Annotated in this window: 17 protein-coding genes; 7 read left to right on the top strand and 10 right to left on the bottom strand. The window is 71.7% G+C overall.

The genetic code is table 11. From position 1 onward, the window contains the following. The first annotated feature begins 60 nt into the window (after positions 1 to 60). Both ACTWPW_RS14185 and ACTWPW_RS14180 read left to right on the top strand, forming a co-directional pair. Complete coding sequence (locus tag ACTWPW_RS14185; protein WP_375116652.1) at positions 61 to 789, top strand: cytidylyltransferase domain-containing protein; 729 nt, start codon at positions 61 to 63, stop codon at positions 787 to 789. After that, positions 786 to 1775: a PseG/SpsG family protein gene (locus tag ACTWPW_RS14180; protein WP_443168980.1), complete on the top strand. Its 990-nt coding sequence runs from the start codon at positions 786 to 788 to the stop codon at positions 1773 to 1775. The genes ACTWPW_RS14185 and ACTWPW_RS14180 overlap by 4 nt, the downstream gene beginning before the upstream one ends. Here the strand turns inward: ACTWPW_RS14180 and pseI are convergent. Both pseI and ACTWPW_RS14170 read right to left on the bottom strand, forming a co-directional pair. Beyond that, positions 1772 to 2815, bottom strand: a complete 1044-nt coding sequence (pseI, locus tag ACTWPW_RS14175) for a pseudaminic acid synthase (protein ID WP_375116654.1) — start codon at positions 2813 to 2815, stop codon at positions 1772 to 1774. The two genes, ACTWPW_RS14180 and pseI, sit on opposite strands and share 4 nt — an antisense overlap. Next, a complete protein-coding gene (locus ACTWPW_RS14170) occupies positions 2812 to 3303 on the bottom strand; it encodes a GNAT family N-acetyltransferase (protein ID WP_443168979.1) in 492 nt (163 codons plus the stop codon). The genes pseI and ACTWPW_RS14170 overlap by 4 nt, the downstream gene beginning before the upstream one ends. A gap of 167 nt (positions 3304 to 3470) precedes the next feature. On the opposite strand from ACTWPW_RS14170, the gene ACTWPW_RS14165 reads away from it, so the two are divergent. The 3 genes from ACTWPW_RS14165 to ACTWPW_RS14155 are packed head-to-tail and all read left to right on the top strand — an operon-like array spanning position 3471 to position 6860. Continuing rightward, positions 3471 to 4913, top strand: a complete 1443-nt coding sequence (locus tag ACTWPW_RS14165) for a glycosyltransferase family 2 protein (protein WP_443168978.1) — start codon at positions 3471 to 3473, stop codon at positions 4911 to 4913. Positions 4914 to 4961: 48 nt separating this feature from the next. Beyond that, the gene (locus tag ACTWPW_RS14160; protein ID WP_375116656.1) at positions 4962 to 5801 is read left to right on the top strand and encodes a CDP-alcohol phosphatidyltransferase family protein; all 840 of its coding nucleotides are present in this window, start codon (positions 4962 to 4964) and stop codon (positions 5799 to 5801) included. A gap of 21 nt (positions 5802 to 5822) precedes the next feature. Further along, positions 5823 to 6860 (top strand): sulfotransferase family protein, encoded by a 1038-nt coding sequence (locus ACTWPW_RS14155; protein WP_443168977.1) that lies wholly within the window; start codon positions 5823 to 5825, stop codon positions 6858 to 6860. A 10-nt stretch (positions 6861 to 6870) separates the two neighbouring features. Here ACTWPW_RS14155 and ACTWPW_RS14150 read toward each other — a convergent pair whose 3' ends face one another. From ACTWPW_RS14150 to ACTWPW_RS14115, 8 genes are all read right to left on the bottom strand, one after another. Beyond that, positions 6871 to 7929, bottom strand: a complete 1059-nt coding sequence (locus ACTWPW_RS14150) for a glycosyltransferase (protein WP_375116658.1) — start codon at positions 7927 to 7929, stop codon at positions 6871 to 6873. Then, the gene (locus ACTWPW_RS14145; protein WP_443168976.1) at positions 7926 to 10556 is read right to left on the bottom strand and encodes a bifunctional glycosyltransferase/CDP-glycerol:glycerophosphate glycerophosphotransferase; all 2631 of its coding nucleotides are present in this window, start codon (positions 10554 to 10556) and stop codon (positions 7926 to 7928) included. Before ACTWPW_RS14145 ends, ACTWPW_RS14150 begins: the two co-directional genes overlap by 4 nt. Positions 10557 to 10648: 92 nt before the next feature. Next, positions 10649 to 11350, bottom strand: a complete 702-nt coding sequence (locus ACTWPW_RS14140) for an SRPBCC family protein (RefSeq protein WP_443168975.1) — start codon at positions 11348 to 11350, stop codon at positions 10649 to 10651. Positions 11351 to 11426: 76 nt separating this feature from the next. Further along, complete coding sequence (locus ACTWPW_RS14135) at positions 11427 to 12281, bottom strand: FAD binding domain-containing protein (RefSeq protein ID WP_375116661.1); 855 nt, start codon at positions 12279 to 12281, stop codon at positions 11427 to 11429. Continuing rightward, positions 12278 to 14620 carry a xanthine dehydrogenase family protein molybdopterin-binding subunit gene (locus ACTWPW_RS14130; protein WP_375116662.1) on the bottom strand — a complete coding sequence of 781 codons (2343 nt, stop codon included), beginning with the start codon at positions 14618 to 14620 and terminating at the stop codon, positions 12278 to 12280. The genes ACTWPW_RS14135 and ACTWPW_RS14130 overlap by 4 nt, the downstream gene beginning before the upstream one ends. Further along, entirely contained in the window at positions 14617 to 15099 is a 483-nt protein-coding gene (locus ACTWPW_RS14125) for a (2Fe-2S)-binding protein (protein WP_364112765.1), read from the bottom strand. The genes ACTWPW_RS14130 and ACTWPW_RS14125 overlap by 4 nt, the downstream gene beginning before the upstream one ends. 83 nt (positions 15100 to 15182) lie before the next feature. Further along, on the bottom strand, positions 15183 to 15338 hold the full coding sequence (locus ACTWPW_RS14120; protein WP_364112763.1) for a hypothetical protein: 156 nt from the start codon (positions 15336 to 15338) through the stop codon (positions 15183 to 15185). A gap of 43 nt (positions 15339 to 15381) precedes the next feature. Continuing rightward, positions 15382 to 16962: a PspC domain-containing protein gene (locus tag ACTWPW_RS14115; RefSeq protein ID WP_443168974.1), complete on the bottom strand. Its 1581-nt coding sequence runs from the start codon at positions 16960 to 16962 to the stop codon at positions 15382 to 15384. 114 nt (positions 16963 to 17076) lie between these two features. On the opposite strand from ACTWPW_RS14115, the gene ACTWPW_RS14110 reads away from it, so the two are divergent. Both ACTWPW_RS14110 and ACTWPW_RS14105 read left to right on the top strand, forming a co-directional pair. After that, on the top strand, positions 17077 to 18285 hold the full coding sequence (locus tag ACTWPW_RS14110; protein ID WP_375116665.1) for an ATP-binding protein: 1209 nt from the start codon (positions 17077 to 17079) through the stop codon (positions 18283 to 18285). Further along, complete coding sequence (locus ACTWPW_RS14105) at positions 18282 to 18914, top strand: response regulator (RefSeq protein WP_103960783.1); 633 nt, start codon at positions 18282 to 18284, stop codon at positions 18912 to 18914. The genes ACTWPW_RS14110 and ACTWPW_RS14105 overlap by 4 nt, the downstream gene beginning before the upstream one ends. The last annotated feature ends 48 nt before the right edge of the window (positions 18915 to 18962 follow it).

Genomic DNA, 18962 nt, shown 5'->3' with positions numbered 1-18962 from the left:
AGGCGGTAGCATAGCGCGATCGGACAGCGACACAGAGTCACACGGGGGAATGGGGCTTCGGTGCGTATTGTCGGAATAGTTCAGGCTCGCATGGGCTCGACCCGCCTGCCGGGGAAGGTGCTGCGGGAGCTGGGGGGCCGCTCCGTGCTGGGGTGGGTGGTCCGCGCCGCGCGGGAGGCGGGCGCGCTCGACGACCTCCTCGTCGCCACCACGACCGAGCCGGCCGACGACGCGGTGGTCGACGAGTGCCGCCGGCTCGGCGTGGCCTGGCACCGGGGGCCGGTGGACGACGTGCTGACCCGGTTCGCGCAGGCGCTGGCGGGGCGGCGGTGGGACGCCATGATGCGGTTCACGGCCGACTGCCCGCTGCTGGACCCGGCCGTGATCAGGGAGGCGGCGCTGGTCTTCCGCGCCGTCCCGGGGCTCGACTACCTGAGCACGAGCCTGGCGCGCACGCTGCCGCGCGGGCTCGACGTGGAGATCGCCGGCCGGGCCGCGCTCCGGCGGGCCGACGAGGAGGCCACCGGCTTCCACCGCACCCACGTGACCTCCTACGTCTACGAGCACCCCGGCGACGCCCGGCTGCTCGGGCTGGCCTACCGGCCCGCCGCCGACGACCTGCGGGTCACGCTCGACACCGAGGACGACTGGCGGCTGATCTCCACGGTGGTGGCCGAGCTGGGCGACCGCTGCCTGCCGGCCAGGACGCTGGTGGGCTGGCTGCGCGAGCGGCCCGAGGTGTGCGGGCTCAACGCCCACGTCCGGCAGAAGGCCCTGCAGGACGCATGACGGGCGGAGCAGGCCCCGGTCGCCCGGGCGGCCGGGTGGGTTTCCGCTGCGACGCCGGGGTCCGGAGCGGGGTCGGCCACCTGGTGCGGTGCGTGGCGCTGGCGGAGGAGCTGTGCGCCCGGGGCGTCGAGGTGGCCTTCCTGGGGGAGGTGCGCGGCTCGGACTGGGCGCGGGCGCAGCTTCGCGAGCGCGGGTTCCGGTTGGTGCCCGCGCCCCAGGAGCCGGTACGGCTGGCCGCCCTGGCCCGCGGCCTGGCCCTGGACGCCGTGGTGCTCGACTCCTACGACCTGCCGGACAAGACGGGCGCGGTGCTCAGGGAGGCCGGGCTCGCGGTGCTGGCGATCGTGGACGGCGACCCGCTGGGCCAGGAGGCCGACCTCTACCTCGACCAGAACCTCGGTGCCGAGCGGCGGCCCTTCCCGCGGCGGGCCCGGCGCCTCGCGGGAGCCCCGTACGTGCTGCTGCGCGACAGCGTGCGGCGGCGTACGCGGGCACCCGGCGGGGGCGACGTCCCACGGGTGTTGTGCTTCTTCGGCGGCACCGACAGCGCGGGCGTCGCACCGGCCTGGGCGCGGGCCCTCAGGGCGACCGGGCGGCCCTTCCACGGTACGGTCGTCAGCCCGGCGCCGTTCGAGGCGGGCGGGCCGATCACCGTGATCCCGCCGACGGACCGGCTGCCCGAGCTGATGGCCGGGGCCGACCTCGTGCTCACCGCGGCCGGCTCGGCCGTCTGGGAGCTGCTCTACCTCGGCGTGCCCACGGCGTTGAGCTGGGTGGCGGACAACCAGCTGATTGGCTACGAGGAGCTCGTGGGCCGCGGCGCGGCGGCGGGCCTGGGGGGTGAGGCGGGCGCGGAGGCCGTCGGCGTGCTGGCCCGCCTGCTCGGCGACCCCGCCGCCCGCGAGGAGCTGGGCGGGCGGGGCCGCGGCCTGGTGGACGGCAGGGGCCGGGAGCGGGTCGCCGACGCCCTGCTCGCGATCGGCTAGATCAGGTCCCAGGTGAGCGGGGTGCCGAAGGGCACGTCCCGGGTGAAGCGGCGGCCCATCACCTGCCCGGCCGAGTCGGGGGGCAGACCGCCCGCGGGCCGGATCGAGCGTACGTTGTCCGGCGTCACCGGCTCGCCCGCGCTCACGTCGCGCACCACGTACAGCGAGCGCCGGAAGCGCAGCCCCTCGCGCTCCGAGGGGCGTGGCCCGATCGTCACGTCGCCCAGCGACTGCCAGGCCCGCTCGCTCTCCACCACCAGCGCCGCCAGCTCGGCCGGCTCCAGCGAGAACGCCGCGTCCACCCCGCCCTCGGCCCGCGACATGGTGACGTGCTTCTCGATCAGGCACGCCCCCAGCGCCACGGACGCCAGCGCGGCCCCGATCCCGGGGGTGTGGTCGGACAGGCCCACCACCTCGCCGGTGAGCGCGGCCAGCAGCGGCAGCGACCGCAGGTTGCTCTCCGAGGGCGCGGCCGGGTAGGAGGCCGTGCACGACAGCACGGCGAGCTGGGCGCACCCGGCCTCGCGGGCGGCAGACACCGCGGCGTCGATCTCGGAGATGCCGGCCATCCCCGTGGAGATGATCAGCGGCTTGCCCGTGGCGGCCGCGAGCCGGATCAGCGGCAGGTCCACGATCTCCGACGAAGCGATCTTGTACGCCGGCACGCCCAGCTTCTCCAGGAGCTCGACCGCCGTGGGGTCGAAGGGCGCCGAGAACGCGATCAGCCCGCGCTCGCGCGCCCGCCGGAAGATCGGCTCGTGCCACTCCCACGGCGTGTGGGCGCGTTCGAAGAGCCGGTAGAGGTTCTCGCCACCCCACAGCTCGTGCTCGTCGCCCACGCGGAACGCGGGCCCGTCGCAGTCGATGGTCAGCGTGTCCGGCAGGTACGTCTGCAGCTTCAGCGCGTGCGCCCCGGCCTCGGCCACCGCGTCCACGATGGCCAGCGCCCGCTCCAGGCTGCCGTTGTGGTTGCCCGACAGCTCCGCCACGACGAACGGCGGATGGCCGGCCCCGATCGCCCGCCCCCCGATGGAGATCATGCGTGTTCCTTCCTGAGCTCGATGGCCACGACGTCGCGCGGCACCCCGTCCACCTCCCGCAGGTAGGCGCCCACCTCGACGAACCCGAACCGCCGGTGCAGCCGCCTGACCGGCTCGTTGCCGGCCAGCACCTCACCCCGCAGCGTCGTCAGCCCGAGCGGCCCGAAGGCGTGCTCGATGGCCGCCCGCTCCAGCCCGGCCCAGGCCCGCAGCAGCGTCCCCGACCGCTCCAGGCCGTCGAGGTCGAGGTAGTAGCCCCAGTCGGCGCTCTTGGGCGAGAGGCCGGCGAAGGTCACCACGCCCGCGGCGGTGCCCTCGTGGTCGTAGATCAGCACGCGCCGGCCCGCGTCGGCGCGGGTGGCCGCCCACCAGCGGGCGTGCTCGTCCTCCGCGATCTCGTGCGTGGTGAAGCTGGCGGCGCGCACCCGAGGGTGGTTGCGCCACCGGCGCATCACCGGCAGATCGTCGTCCCGGACGTCTCTCAGCACCGCTCCTCCTACTCCCCCTACTATCTGTGTTCGTTCCATTGCACAACGTAGCGGATTCCGCGTCCGGTAAAGAGCTCATCAGGGACGGGCATCGGACACGGAATCAGCTGGGCCGCCGGGGCATGCTGCCCTCGACCCCCCGTACCGAGCCAAGGAGCGAATTCGGCATGATCCCCCTGCTCAGCGTCGTCGTCCCGTTCTACAACGTGGAGCCGTACATCACCGAGTGCCTCAAATCGCTGGCCGCCCAGACCCTCGACGACCTCGAGGTGATCCTCGTGGACGACGGCTCCGTGGACGGCAGCCGGCGCGTCGCCGAGGACTTCGTCGCCAGGGACGAGCGTTTCGTGCTGATCGGCCAGCGCAACCTCGGGCCGGGCCCGGCCCGCAACCAGGGGATCAGGCAGGCCCGCGGCACCTACCTGGCCTTCGCCGACAGCGATGACGTCGTGCCGCCGGAGGCGTACGAGCGGCTCGTCGGCAAGCTCGCCGAGACCGGCTCCGACCTGGCGTGCGGCGCGGTCAGGCGGCTCGTGGACGGCGAGCTGGAGGAGTCGATCCTGCACGAGAAGGTGTTCAGGCGCCCCCAGCTGTGCACCCACATCACCGACAAGCAGGTGCTGATCAGGGACCGCACCGTGTGGAACAAGGTCTACCGGCGCGACTTCTGGGAGCGTTGCGGCCTGCGCTTCCCGGCCGGCATCTACGAGGACGTGCCCGTCGCCATGCAGGCCCACGTGCTGGCGACCAGCGTGGACATGGTGGGCGAGGTGGTCTACCACTGGCGCAAGCGCGAGGAGGGCGGCACCTCGATCACCCAGCGCCGCTCCGAGCTGCCCAACCTGCAGGAGCGGCTGGCGGCCATCCGGGCGGTGCGCGCCTTCCTCGACGAGCGGGCGCCCGAGCTGCTCGACGGCTTCGACGCCCTCGTGCTGGAGAAGGACACCCTCTTCCTGTTCCAGGCGCTGGAGCGGTGCGAGGAGGACCCGGAGCCGCTGCTGGAGCTGGGCCGCGCCTGGCAGGCCGAGCTGGGCCCGCACGTGCTGGCCACCGCGCCGTCGCTGCGCCGCCTGGAGCTGCACCTGCTCGGGCGCGGCCTGGTCGACGAGCTGCGCACCGTGCGCGAGTTCCGGCGCGGGCGCGAGGACGTCACCCGCGTGGTGCCGCGCGGCCGCCGGGTCGCCAACTGGTACGGCGACTACCCCTTCTTCCGCGACCGCCGCCTGCGCATCCCCGACGAGGTGTTCGACGCCCGCGACGAGCTCAAGCTGATCGCCAGGGTCGATTCGTGCGAGCGGGCCGGCGCCGCGTACCGCCTGCGCGGCCACGTGGCCATCCACCGCGTCGACCGCAAGATCCCCAAGGTCGGCCTGTGGCTCAGCGACGGACGCCGCCGGATCCCCCTGGAGACGCGGCGCAAGGGCCGCTACGGCGTCGTGGCCGCCATCGACCCCGAGCGCCTCGAAGGCGGCGGACCCTGGCGGCTCCAGGTTCGGGCTGAAATGCGCGGTTTGGTGCTGAAAGGCTGGTGCCGGGACGGCGAGGCCAACACCGCGTGGCGGTTTTCGGTGCCGGGTTGGTCAAGAAGCGGCATGGACATGCCCCAGTAGTTCCAGACAGTAATCGTTCCGGCGCGTCGCGTGGTCATGCTGGGATCCATGAGGACCTATTCGCTCGATGACGTCTACGAGACACGCAAGCGGAGAGATTCCTGGTGGACCGTGTATTTCGTGGACCCGGTCGCCTGCCGGGTCGCCCTTCCCGTCGCCAATCGCACCCGGCTGACGCCCAACGGGCTCACCGTGTTCTCGCTGGTCCTCGGCCTGGGGTCGGCCGTCGGTTTCGCAATGAATCAGCTCATAGCGGGCGCAGTCTTCTTCTATCTGAGCTTCATGATCGACTGCGTGGACGGCAAAATAGCCAGGCTCAAGGGTACGGGGACGCCCTTCGGCCTCTGGCTCGACTACGTGGGGGACCGGATCAGGGTGGTCCTGTGTGCCGGGGGGCTGGCATACGGGCAGTACGCGCTGACCGGCGATGTGAGCTACGTCGTCCTCGGCGCGGCGGTGGCCGTGCTGGACCTGTTCAGGTACGTCAACGCGCCGCAGATGAAGCGCGTACGCGAGGCCATCAGGGAGGAGCGCCAGGAACCCGAGATCGACCTGGACCCCCTGTCGCCGGATCCCCTCGTGCCGGAGCCGGCCGAGCCGCTGGGGCGGGCGCCCCGGCCGCGTTGGTTCTTCCGGCTCTTCAGGCGGCTCAACAGGTTCCTGGCCCGGCATCGCGTCCGCTCGCACCTGGTCAGCGGCATCGAGTTCCACGCGGCGGTGTTCGTGATCGCGCCCATAGCGGGGGCATGGGCGCTGATCCCGCTCGCCGTGGCGTCGGGGGTTCTGCTGCTGGCCAACGAGGTCTTCCTTGTCTACCGGATGTGGCTCTTCACGCGCAGGCACGGCGTGGGCTCGTCTCAGGAGAGCCGAGAGCACGTTCTCGTCTAAGTTTTCGGGGGTTAGTACGACATGTCAGACCGACCAGTCTTCGTCATCGGATGCCCGCGGTCCGGCACCACGATGCTCCAGCTCATGCTCCACTCGCACCCCCGTATGGCGGTGCCTCCGGAGACGCGCTTCCTCATTCCCGCTTATTACCGCCGCCGCACATGGGGCGACCTGCGGATCGACCAGCGCCGCCGGGCTCTGGCGCAGTGGATCGCGACCGACCGCAGCACGAAGTTCCGCGAACTCAAGATCGACAAGGACGAGTTCGTCAGGCAGGCCGTGGCGGGCCCCGGCTCGCTCGGCTCGGTGATCGGCACGGCGTTCCGCATGTACGCCGACCGGTTCGACAAGGCCCGCTGGGGCGACAAGCGGCCGAGCTACGTCAAGCAGGTGGACCTGCTGCTGCGGCTCTTCCCCGACGCCCAGTTCATCCACCTCATCAGGGACGGCCGCGACTGCGTGGCCTCGCTGAAGGAGATGCCCTGGTACACCCTCGACTCCTTCCACGCCGTCTCCACCTGGGCCGAGGCCATCGACGCGGGCGGTCGGCTGAAGCGCACGCTGTCCGAGGACACGTACTACGAGCTGCGCTACGAGGACCTCACCGACGACCCGATGACCGAGCTGAAGAAGCTCTGCCACTTCCTGGAGGAGGACTTCTCGCCGGCGATGATCTCGCCGCGCGAGGCGGCCAGCGTGGCGGTGCCGCAGCACAAGGTCTGGCACAGCAACACGCACCGCGAGGTCACCCGCAGCCGGGTCGGGAGCTGGGCGAACCGGCTGGACGACTGGGAGGTGTCGCTGTGCGAGCACATGCTCGGCGACCGCCTGGAGTCCATGGGGTACGAGCTGAGCGGCGCCCTCAAGCCGGCCAAGGAGCACATCGTGGCCTGCCAGAAGACGATGCAGAAGCGCAAGGCCAGCCGGATGCGCAAGAGCATGCGCGACCGGCTGAACCGGCTGCGCGAGCCGAGCCCCGTGGCCGCCATGCTCACCACGCGCCAGCGCTCGCTGGCCGGGGTGCCGCAGCAGCGCAAGGAGCTGACGGAACCCGTCTAGCCAGGGACGTCTAGCGCTCGATGTGGGCGAACATCGACTCCCATCGGTCCAGCACGTGGTCGAGGCGGAACGCCTCGGCCCGTGCCCGGGCGTCGGCCCCCAGGCGCCGCCGCTCCTCCTCGTCCCCGATCAGCCGCGCCAGCTCCGCCCCGAACGCGTCCACGTCGCCCGGCGGCACCAGCACCGGCCCGGCCGAGCGCACGCCTCCCGACACGTCGAACGCCACCGCCGGCACCCCGTGCGCCCCCGACTCCAGCAGCACGATCGGCAGGCCCTCGTGCTCGCTGGTCAGCCCCAGGACCGAGGCCGCGAGGTACTCGGCCGGCATCCGCGCGGCGGGCACCAGCCCCCTGAACACCACGCGGCCGCCCACGCCCTCCCGGTCCGCGTGCGCGCGCAGCCGCTCCAGCTCGCCGCCGTCCCCGATGAGGTGCAGCTCCCACGGCGGGGGCGCGCCCGAGCGGGCGAACGCGCTGATCAGCCGGTCGAACCGCTTGACCCCCTCCAGCCGGCCCACGCCGAGCACGCGCGGCGACTCCAGCGCCGACATCTCCTCCGGCCAGTCCGCCAGCGGGTTCGGCAGCGCGCCCGCGTTGGGCAGCAGCGCGTGCTCGGAGAACAGCCAGGCGTCGTCCTCGCTGAGGAAGACGGACTGTTCGAGGCCGGGGTAGTGGCGCCGGATCGAGGCCAGGTGCCAGCAGCCGCGGGCGTGGTCGTACGAGCCGTGGTACTGCCCGATCGGCCGCAGCGTGTCCGGCAGCAGCCCCGACAGCCGGGCCACCACGGACGGCGAGGTCATGATCGCGTAACCCGGCCCGACGGCGCCGAGCAGCTCCTGCAGCCGCCGGTCGGCCCGCCTGCGGGCGAGCGTGCCCCGCGCGGGCCGGCGGCTGATGACGTGCCGGCGGTAGAGGGGGCGCTCGACGTACCTGAACGGGGCGGCGGCGCGTTGCAGCCCGATCACGTGCACGTCGTGCCCGCGCCGGGCCAGGCCCTGGGCCAGGGTGTGGGTGACCTGCTGGACGCCGCCGAGCCTGTCGGCGTCCAGGCAGGTGAAGACGACGGTCATCGGGTCTCCTCGAAGAAGTCGGCCACGATCCTGGCCGCCGCGTCGCCGCGCTCGTCGGCGCACCACAGGTCGCGGAAGGCCGCGTACCGCTCGGCGTAGGACTCGTGCACGGCCGGCAGCTCGCGCAGCGCGGCGATCAGGTCCCCGGTCGTCGAGAGGCACGGGCCCGGGGCGATGGCGGGCAGGTCGTGGTAGACGCCGCGCTCCGAGAGGCGGTAGTCGTCCCAGTCGTCGACGAAGAACAGCATCGGCTTGCCGGTCAGTGCGTAGTCGCACATGACGGAGGAGTAGTCGGTCAGCAGCGCGTCCGAGGCCAGCATCAGGTCGTTGATCTCCGGGTACGACGCGGCGGAGCGGACGAAGTGCCTGAGGTGCTCGGGCGGGCTGTAGCGCTCCACCGGGTGCGTACGCAGGATCACCACCCAGTCGTCGGCCAGTTCGTCGGCCATGAGCTCCAGGTCCACCCGTACGGACTGGCCGCTGCCCTTCACCCGGTCCCGGTACGTGGGCGCGTAGAGCAGGACCTGCCGTCCGGGCGGGATCTCCAGCCGCCTGCGCACCTCGCCCGACGGCTCGGCCCGCACGAGCGCGTCGCACCGGGGCGTCCCGCACCTGTACACCTTGCCCGAGTAGCCGTTCGACGGCAGGAACACCCGCGAGAACTCCGCGCTCGGCGAGACCAGCGCGTCCCACCGGGCGACCGCGGCCCGCCACTGCGCCCGCGGCTTGTCGAAGTCGCCGCGCAGGTCGGGCGCGTCGAACCCGATCGACTTGATCCCCTGCCCGTGCCACGTCTGCAGGTAGCGGGTGCCGCGGGGCTTGGGATAGTCCAGCGGGAAGCCGTGGCTGTCCACCCAGATGCCGGCCCTGGCCATCGTGTAGATGTAGCGCCAGCTGCCCCGGCGGACGAGGCGGACGTCGGAGGGGAAGTTCCGGCGGCCCTTGGCCACCGACCAGACCGCCTCGATCGGCAGGCCGCGCCGCCGCACCTCCTCGTAGATGGCCCGCGGGCTGCCGCTGTAGCCCTTGCCGACGTCCGACTCGAACAGCGCGAGGTCCGGGCGGCGCGGCAGCACCCTGATCATCACCTTGTACGCCCGCAGCTTGTTCGCCGGCGTGTTCAAGTGCCTCATCAGCCGCCGCCTGACCCGCCGCCACACCGACTGCGGGATGGAGTCGGGACGCACGCACAGGTACGCCGTGTACCCCTCGGCCTTGAGCGTGCACCCGGGCAGCTCGATCGGCTCGGTGCGGGGATCGACGATGATCCGGTCGGTCGTGGTGTGCCCGTCGGAGGTCCGGGTGAAGCCGATGCGCGGGTCGCACTTGCCCGAGGGCCTGAACGTGACCTCGCTGAGGTATCCGCCCCCGCCCGACGGCTCCGGCTCGATGGGGATCCGCTCCTTGCCGAGCTGCAGGAACGCCGTCCACTCCGGCGGCAGCGCGCCGAACGGGTCGTAGGTGCGCACGGTCATCCGCACCCGCTCGCCGTCGGAGGACAGGCTCGCCACCTCGTGCCGCAGCCGGGAGGCGGTGAAGGGCAGCTCGGCCAGCCGCAGCTTCGTGATGTCCAGGCCGGGGGAGGCCGACGTGCCCCAGTACGTCCGGCCGTCGAGCTGCACGGCCGCGCGCGGCGCGGCCCGCGGTCCGGTCAGCGAGCCCGCCGCCACCCGCAGGTCCTCGATCCGGTCGTCCAGGATGAGCCGGCAGCAGACCCGGTCCAGCGGGTCGATCCGCTCGAACACCTCGTCGGGGATCTCCTCCAGGTACGGCCGCACCACTGAGGCGAACTCCTTGGTCCACACCAGGTCCCGCAGGGGCAGGGGGTTGAGGTAGACGCGCAGGTCCTGGCGGACGAACCGGTACTGCCGGTGCGGCACCAGGTCGGCGGCGCCGTAGTCGCGCAGGATGTCGTCGCTCAGCCGGGCCGCGATCACCCGCTGCCGCACGTTCTCCAGGTCGTCGATGCTCAGCGAGATCGACTCGTTCGTGCGCGCCCGGTGCCAGTGGTAGACCGTCCACGGCACGATCGCGAACCTGCGCGCCACCGCGTACAGCTCGGCGGCGAAGACGTGGTCCTCGTAGTGGATGTCCTCGGGGAAGCGCAGCGCGCGGGCCCGCAGCCAGCCCACGTCGTAGAGCTTGTTGGTGCTGAAGCAGTCGAGGAACAGCTCCGGCTCCTCCCGGATGCCCTCGACCACCCGCCGCCTGGCGAACAACGACGGGTAGTACGGCTGCAGCCGCCCGTTCGACTCGAACAGCCGCGAGATCTGCCCCGACACGAACTCGGCCCCGGTCCGCTCGATCTCGGCGAGCAGGCTCTTGCACGCGTGCCTGGGCAGCTCGTCGTCGCTGTCCAGGAACATGATGTACGGCGCGGCGGCGGCGTCGATCCCGTCGTTGCGCGGCGCCCCGCAGCCGCCGCTGTTGACCGGCCTGCGCAGGTAGCGCACCCGCGGATCGGCTCGCGCGAGCCGCCTGGCCACCTCCGGCGTGCCGTCCGTGCTGGCGTCGTCGGCGATGATCACTTCGAGGTCGCGCAGCGACTGCCGGAGCACGGAACGTACGGCCCTGGGCAGGCGGGCCGCGTCGTTATACGTGATGACGACAACGGTGCAGTCCGGCATCACAAGTCCCCCGTAGATAGACCTATCCGCGGGAATGGCACTTCCCCCAGGTCGGGGGAAGTGTCCGGACTTGATTGACTATTTGCCGAAAATCACCGCATAAGCCGACGAATCACCCAGGCGATGAACAGCAGCGCCACGACCGCGCCCGCGATCGGCGCCAGCCGCTTGAGCAGCGGCTGCCCGGCGATCTCCAGCAGGTCGAGCGCCTCCTCGTCGGGCGTGCGCGACGTGCGCTGCGTGCCCGCGGGCCGCCCCTCCTGCTCGGGCGCCGGCACCGCGCTCAGGTGCCGCTCCTCCTCCTGCGCCGGCGAGCCCTCCTGCGGGGCGACCGCCTCGACCGTGGGCTCGGAGAGCAGATCGGCCAGGTTGCCGGCGAACCTCTCGATGAGCTTGCCGCCCACCTCGGCCATCACGCCCCTGCCGAACTGGGCGGGCCGGCCGGTGACGTTGAACGTCGTCTCCACGGTCACCAGCGTGGCCTCGTCGCGCGGCTGCATGCGCGCCCTGACCGTGGCGGAGACCGTGCCCGAGCCCCGGGCCTCCTTGCCCGACGCCTGGATGGCCAGCGAGTAGGAGTCCTTGTCCACGTCCTCGAACCTGGCCGAGCCGCGATAGGTGACCGTGATCGGGCCGACCTTGACCTTCATCCGCCCGGTGAACTCGTCGCCCTCGAAGATGTCCAGCGTCGCCCCGGGCAGGCATGGCGCGACCCGCTCGACGTCGAGCAACACGGCCCAGGCCTGCTCGATCGGAACGGGAACAGTGAACTCGTGCTCGAACCGCATCGCCATCGATTCGCTCCTTTACCCGATGCCTGTGACCCTATGCCGGGGTGGGGGCGCCCCGGAAGAGGCGCCCCCACCGACCTCAGGGGGATCCGGCCGCCGTGCGTACCGCGCGGTGGGTCAGGACCCTGGCCAGATGCCGGCGGTAGTCCGGCTGCGCGTTCAGGTCGGCGGACGGGGAGGTACCCTCCGCCGCCTCGTCGCACGCCTGCCGTACCTGGTCGCCCAGCTCCACGCCCGTCAGGGCGGACTCGGTGGCGCGGGCGCGCACCGGCGTCGGCGCCATGTTCGTCAGCCCGATCCGGGCCTCGGCGATCGAGCCGTTGGAGCGCCTGACGGCCGCCGCCACCCCGACGATGGCCCACGCCTGCGCGGTCCTGCGGAACTTCTCGTAGTGGAAGCCCCAGCCCGCGCCCAGCTTCGGGATCTTCACCCCGGCCAGGATCTCGCCCTGCTCCAGCGACGTCTCCAGGTAGTCGACGAAGAACTCGGCGGCCGGGATCTCGCGCTCGCCCCGCGCCGAGGCGGCCACGAGCACGGCATCCAGCGCCAGCGCCACGGCGGGCAGGTCACCCGCCGGATCCGCGTGGGCCAGCGAACCGCCGAACGTGCCCCGGTGCCTGATGGCCGGATCGGCCACGTGCGCCGCGGCCAGCGCCACCAGCGGGCAGCCGGAGGTCACCACCGGGGAGCGCATGACCTCGTCGTGCGTGGCCATCGCGCCGATGTAGACGTGGTCGCCGCGGTCGTGCACGCCCTTCAGCTCGGCCAGCCGGCCGACGTCGACCAGCTTCGACGGGTACGTCAGCCGCATCCGCAGCAGCGGCATCAGCGACTGCCCGCCGGCCAGGACCTTGGCGTCCTCGTCGGAGGCCAGCGCCTGGCACGCCTCGGCGATCGAGTCCGGGCGCACGTAGTCGAACTGCGCGGGGATCATTGCCGCACTCCTTCCTGCTCCGCCAGGGCGCGCCAGATGCGTTCGGGCGTGCACGGCATCTGGACGTCGTGGATGCCGTGCCGGCGCAGGGCGTCCACGATGGCGTTCACCACGGCCGGGGTGGAGGCGATCGTGCCCGCCTCCCCGACGCCCTTGACGCCCAGCGGGTTGCTGGTCGCCGGGGACTCGGTCCTGTCAAGGCTGAACCCCGGCAGGTCGGCGGCCGACGGCAGCAGGTAGTCGGCCATCGTGGCGGTCAGCAGGTTGCCGTCGGCGTCGTAGACGGCCTCCTCGAACAGCGCCTGCGCGATGCCCTGCGCGATGCCGCCGTGCAGCTGGCCCTCCACGATCAGCGGGTTGACGACCTTGCCGATGTCGTCCACCGCCACGTACGAGCGGATCTTCACCATGCCCGTCTCGGTGTCCACCTCCACCGCGCACAGGTGGGTGCCGTGCGGGAAGGAGTAGTTCTCCGGGTCGAACGTGGCGTCGGAGTCGAGCCTCGCCTCCACGCCCTCGGGCAGGTCGTGCGCCGTGAACGCGGCGTAGGCCAGCTCCTGGATGGTCTTCTGCGAGTCCGTGCCGCGCACCTTGAACGCCCCGGCCTCGAACTCCAGGTCGTCGGGCGAGCACTCCAGCACGTGCGCGGCCAGCCTGCGGGCCTTGTCCTTGACCTTGTCGCACGCCTTCAGCACCGCGATGCCGCCGACGACCAGCGAGCGCGAGCCATAGGTGTCCATGCCCTTGTGCGCGATCGCCGTGTCGCCGTGCAGCACCGTGATGTCCTCGAACGGCACGCCCAGCGCGTCCGCCACGATCTGGCTCCACGCCGTCACATGGCCCTGCCCGTGCGGCGAGGTGCCGGTGATGACCTCGACCTTGCCCGTCGGCAGCATGCGCACCGCGCCGTGCTCCCAGCCGCCCGCGCCGTAGTTGGCCTCGCCGAGCATCCTGGACGGCGCCAGGCCGCACATCTCCGTGTACGTGCTGACGCCGATCCCGAGCTGCACCGGGTCGCCCCTGTCACGCCGGTCGGCCTGTTCCGCGCGCAGCTTGTCGTAGCCGAACATCGACAGCGCCCGCTCGGTGGCCGCCTCGTAGTTGCCCGAGTCGTACGTCAGCCCGGAGATCGTGGTGTACGGGAACTCCTCGTGCTTGATCCAGTTGCGCCTGCGCACCTCCACCGGATCCATCTTCAGCTCGGCGGCCAGCTCGTCCATCACCCGCTCGATGCCGAACGTGGCCTCGGGACGGCCCGCGCCCCGGTAGGCGTCCGTGGGCATCTTGGTGGTGAACACACCCGTGCAGCCGAACTCGTACGCGTCCATCTTGTAGATCGCGTTGAACATCTGCGCGCCCAGCAGCGGGATGCCCGGCGTGACCAGCATGAGGTAGGCGCCCATGTCGGCCAGCAGGTTCACCTGGAGCCCCCGGATCCGGCCGTCGGCGTCGGCGGCCAGCCGGATGTGCTGGATCTGGTCGCGGCCGTGGTGCACGGTCAGGTTGCCCTCGGAGCGGGTCTCGGTCCACTTGACCGGCCTGCCGAGCTTGCGGGCGATCAGCAGGCAGAGCACCTCCTCCGCGGTGACCTGCAGCTTCGAGCCGAACCCGCCGCCCACGTCGGGCGCGATCACCCGGATGTGGTGCTCGGGGATGCCGGTCACCACGGCCAGCATGACCCGCAGCACGTGCGGGATCTGCGTGGACGTCCACATCGTGAACGACTCGCCGTCCGTGTCGGCCAGGACCGCCCGCGGCTCCATCGCGCTGGGGATGAGCCGCTGCTGGATGTAGGTCCGGTCGATGACGACGGGCGCGTCCCTGAACGCGGCCTCGATGTCACCCGAGGTGATCGTGGCGCTGTAGGCCTTGTTGCCGGCCTCGTGCACCTTCGGGCTGTCCTGGGACAGCGCCGCGTTCATGTCGAGGACCGCGGGCAGCGGCTCGTAGTCGACCTCGATGGCCTCCAGCGCGTCCGCCGCGCGGTAGCGGTCGGTCGCGATCACGCAGGCCACGGCCTCGCCCACGTACCGCACCTCGGAGACGGCCATCGGCGGGTGGTCCGGGATGACGATGTCCTCGCTCACCGGCCACGCGCACGGCAGGCTGCCCTGCTCGGCGGCGAAGTCCTGGCCGCTGAAGGCCGCCACCACCCCCGGCAGGCCGCGCGCCCCCGACACGTCGACCCCGGTGATCCTGGCGTGCGCCATCGGGCTGCGCAGGAACATCACGTGCAGCATGCCCGGCCGCGAAAGGTTGTCCGTCCACTGCGTGCGCCCCGTGAGCAGCCTGGCGTCCTCCTTGCGCCTGCGCGGCCGGCCCACCTCCTGGACGGTCATGAGGTGCTCACCGCCTGACCCATCTCCTGCGCGCCCCTGCGTACGGCGCGCACGATGTTGCAGTATCCGGTGCAGCGGCAGAGGTTGCCCTCCAGACCCTGCCTGATCGTCTCCTCCGACGGATCCGGATCGTCCCTGAGCAGATCTATCGCGGCCATGACCATGCCGGGCGTGCAGTAGCCGCACTGCAGCGCGTGCTCTTCGTGGAAGGCCTGCTGCATCGGGTGCATCGACCCGTTGGCGCCCAGGCCCTCGATCGTGACGACGTCGCAGCCGTCGGCCTGCACCGCGAGCACCGAGCAGCTCTTGACGCTCTTTCCGTCGAGCATGACCGTGCAGGCGCCGCAGTTGCTGGTGTCACAACCGACGGGGGTGCCGGTCCTGCCCAGCCGTTCTCTTAGTAGGTGGACGAGAAGGAGTCGCGGCTCGACGTCCTCCTCATACTTGATCCCGTCGACGGTGACGGTGATTCGGGGCATACGTCCTCCCTCAGGAGCAGGGGGAAAGGCGGACACTCCGAACGTACGCCGGTGTTTTTCCCGGTCAAGGGTTGCGTCGCGGGTTACTTACCGCGGACCACCCGCGCGATGATCGCCACCAGCCCCGCGAAGGCCAGTCCCAGCACCATGACACCGACCAGGACCAGGGGATCCGTGATCGCGCGGGTCACTACCAGAATGCCCAGAACGATGAAGAGCGCGCCGCTCAGCAGGGCCATCCAGTCCGTCCTGTGCAGGCGCCGGGGCCGGGGTCGCTCGACGTCACGCGGCACGCCGCACCTCCATGTCGCCGAGGCCGCCCCTCAGGTTCAGCACAATGGTCGAGACCTTGCCCTCCGGCTTCACCTCGGGCTCCAGCACCTTGTCGAAGCGCACGTCCACGCCGCCCTTGAGCGACCGGTCGAGCGTGATGTCGCCGATCTTGTTGGTGGCGTGCACCTCGACCCTCGCCTCCGGCGGCACGATCACCACGAGCTCGCCCGCCGAGATCGCGGCGTTGAACGTCACCCTCGATCCCGCTGTCAGCTCCAGCTCCGACAGGTCCAGCAGGCCGTCGCCGAGCCCCACGTCGTAGAGCCGGCCGGCCTCGGCGGGGCTGGTCGGGGCCCATTCGGCCGGACCGATGTTCTTGGGCAGGCCACCGAGCATCAGCCCCACGGCGACGATCACCGCGACCGCGGTGCCCGCGGCCACCAGACCGGCGCCGCGTCCCCACCAGGCGGCGACGAGCAGGCCGGCGCCGATGGTGATGAGCATGGCGCCGCCGACGATGGTCGGGCTCACTCCGGTGGCCGACCTGGCTTGGACGGCCACGACGATCCCTCCAATGATGATTGCCAGCAGGATGGTGATGGCGCCGATGTACGACTTGGGCCGGCGCTCCCGCCTGGTGACCGGGAGGCCGTACAGGACGGGGTCGTAGGACGGGTAGCCGGCCCTTCTGGCGGGGTCGAGCGGCTGGTAGGGGCCGTTCGGCGCGAAGGGCTCGCCATAGCTGGAGTAGTCGACGGCGGTCGGGGGCTCGGGGCGGTAGGAGGCGGGCCGGCGGTGCGGTGGCACCGCGTGCTCCGCGGTCACCGCCTCCGGCGACACCCGCTCCTCCTGGAGGGGTGCAACCTCCAGGACCGGCGCGGCCTCCTGGAGGGGTGTGGCGTCCTGGACCGGCGCCCGCTCCTCGACCGGTGCGGCCTCCTCGACGGGAGCCGCCGCCTGCGGGGCGGGCGTCTCCGCGTGCCGCAGGGGCGCGTCGACCGGCTCGCCGGTCCTGGCCGGGGCGGGCTCGCGCATGGGCGGCACGGTCGCCGGGCCGGCCGCCGGCGGGGCCGGGGCGCGTACGGGCGGAGCCGGCTCCGCGGTCTCGTAGAAGGCCATCGAGGGCTCCTCGCCCCGCCGCCGGCTCAGCCGCTCGGGCATCGACCTGGCCACCCCGAGCAGGTCCACCCCGTTGGAGTGCGCGGCCAGCAGCGACACGGCCAGGAACACCCCCACCACCAGCGTCCCCGTGTCGAGCCACACGGACGCCAGGTTGATCGCCAGCCCGAACGCCAGCACCGCCGTCAGCAGCGCCATCACGGCCTCGGCGTCGAAGTCGCGCCGGGTCCACTGCTCGATGATCCCCGGGCGCCCGTTCGGCTCCTTCATCAGCAGGAACGCCGCCAGGTAGAGGAACAGCCCGATGCCGGAGCCGAGCAGCAGCACCGCGAAGCCCACGCGGAACACCACCGGGTCGATGCCGGTGTGCCGCCCGAGGCCCGCGCACACTCCCATGAGGAAGCGCCCCTCGCTGCTGCGGCGCAGCACGCGCGGAGGAGCGGCCGGTTGCCTGGGCGGAACTTCTGTCATGCGTACCATCGTGGACCTACGCGTGGTGTGCTCGCATCCGGGACACCCCTGACCCGACCCGGGGGTTGTTCCCTGATGCCCGTGACGCCCCCGACGTGTGACTATGGCCATGTTATGGCTGACCAGAAGACACTCGCCGAACAGAGCGGCGACAGGCCCTACCGCCGGATGATGCGCCCCATCGAGGGGCGCCTGCTCGGCGGTGTCGCCCAGGGGCTGGCGACGCAGCTCAAGCTTGATCCGGTGGTGATCAGGCTCATGTTCGTGCTGCTCACCGTCGTCGACGGGATCGGCGTGGTGGCGTACGCGGTGTTGTGGATGCTGACGCCGCGGCAGCCGTACCAGGGGCCGCCGCCGCAGCGGGACTGGAGCCAGCTCGCCGCGTTCAGCGCGATCGGGGTGGCGCTGCTCGCCTTCGGCTGGCTGACGGGGGCCTCCAAGGGCGGGATCGGCATGTTGCCGTTCGCGGTGGGCGGGATCGGTGCGCTGATCCTCTGGCAACAGGCCGATCCGGAGCGCCGCAGGAGCTGGATGAGCGGCGCGGCGTTCGGCATGCGGAAGAACCGGGTCCGTACGCTGCTCGGCGTCGTCCTCGTCGTGATCGGGGCGGTTGGCTTCCTCTACTCCCAGGGCGAGCTGGCCCAGGCCCGGCCGGGGCTGCTGTTCACCATCGTGGTGGTCGGCGGCCTGGCCGTCATCGCCGCCCCCTGGCTGGCCGGCCTGTGGAAAGAGCTGCAGCTGGAGCGGCGCGAGCGCATCAGGCAGGAGGAGCGGGCCGAGGTGGCCGCCATGGTGCACGACTCGGTGCTGCACACCCTCACGCTGATCCAGCGGGTCGCCCACGACCCGCGCGAGGTCGCCCGCCTGGCCCGCTCCCAGGAGCGCGAGCTGCGCAACTGGCTCTACCAGCCGGCCCAGGACGCCGACGCGACGGTGGCGGCCGCCGTACGCCGGATCGCGGCCGAGGAGGAGGATGCGCACGGGGTGCCGATCGAGGTCGTCTGCGTCGGCGACATCCCCCTCGACGCGGCGGGCAAGCTGGCGGCCATGCTGAAGGCGTCCAGGCAGGCGATGGTCAACGCAGCCAAATACTCTGAAAGTCCGTCTATTTCCGTGTACGCCGAAGTTGAGGGTGAAGAGGTCACGATTTTCGTGAAGGATCGGGGTAAGGGCTTCGACTTCGAGGCGGTGCCGCTCGACCGGATGGGGATCAGGGAGTCCATCATCGGGAGAATGGAACGTCACGGAGGCACGGCCCGCGTACGCACCGAGCCGGGCGAGGGCACGGAAGTGATGTTGACGATGAAGGTGGAGAAGGCATGACGCGCGTACTGATCGTCGATGATCACCGGCTGTTCCGCTCGGGCGTGCGCGCCGAGCTCGGCGACTCGATCGAGGTGGTGGGCGAGGCCGAGGACGTGGAGACGGCGGTCAAGGCGATCGCCGAGCACCAGCCCGACGTGGTCCTGCTGGACGTGCACATGCCCGGGGGCGGCGGCCAGGAGGTGCTGCGCCGCGTCCTGGGCGCCGGCTCCCAGGTCCGCTTCCTGGCACTGTCGGTCTCCGACGCCGCCGAGGACGTCATCGGCGTGATCAGGGGCGGCGCCCGCGGCTACGTGACCAAGAACATCAGCGGCAAGGAGCTGACCGACGCCATCCGCCGGGTGGCCGACGGGGACGCGGTCTTCTCGCCGCGGCTGGCGGGGTTCGTGCTGGACGCGTTCGCCTCGTCGGAGGCGCCGTCGATCGACCCCGAGCTCGACTCGCTGACCCAGCGGGAGCGGGAGGTGCTGCGGCTGATCGCGCGCGGGTACGCGTACAAGGAGATCGCCAAGGAGCTGTTCATCTCGGTCAAGACCGTCGAGACCCACGTGTCGTCGGTGCTGCGCAAGCTCCAGCTCTCCAACCGGCACGAGCTGTCCCGCTGGGCCACCGCCCGCCGTCTGGTCTGACGCCGTCACCCGCGGGGTTCGGCGGGTGTGCGCTGCCCGTATTCGGGC

Origin of the sequence: Nonomuraea sp. KM90 (genome assembly GCF_052246675.1) — a bacterium.
GTDB lineage: Bacteria > Actinomycetota > Actinomycetes > Streptosporangiales > Streptosporangiaceae > Nonomuraea.
The sequence above is the reverse complement of the archived record's forward strand: the minus strand, read 5'-3'. Positions and strand labels throughout refer to the sequence as shown.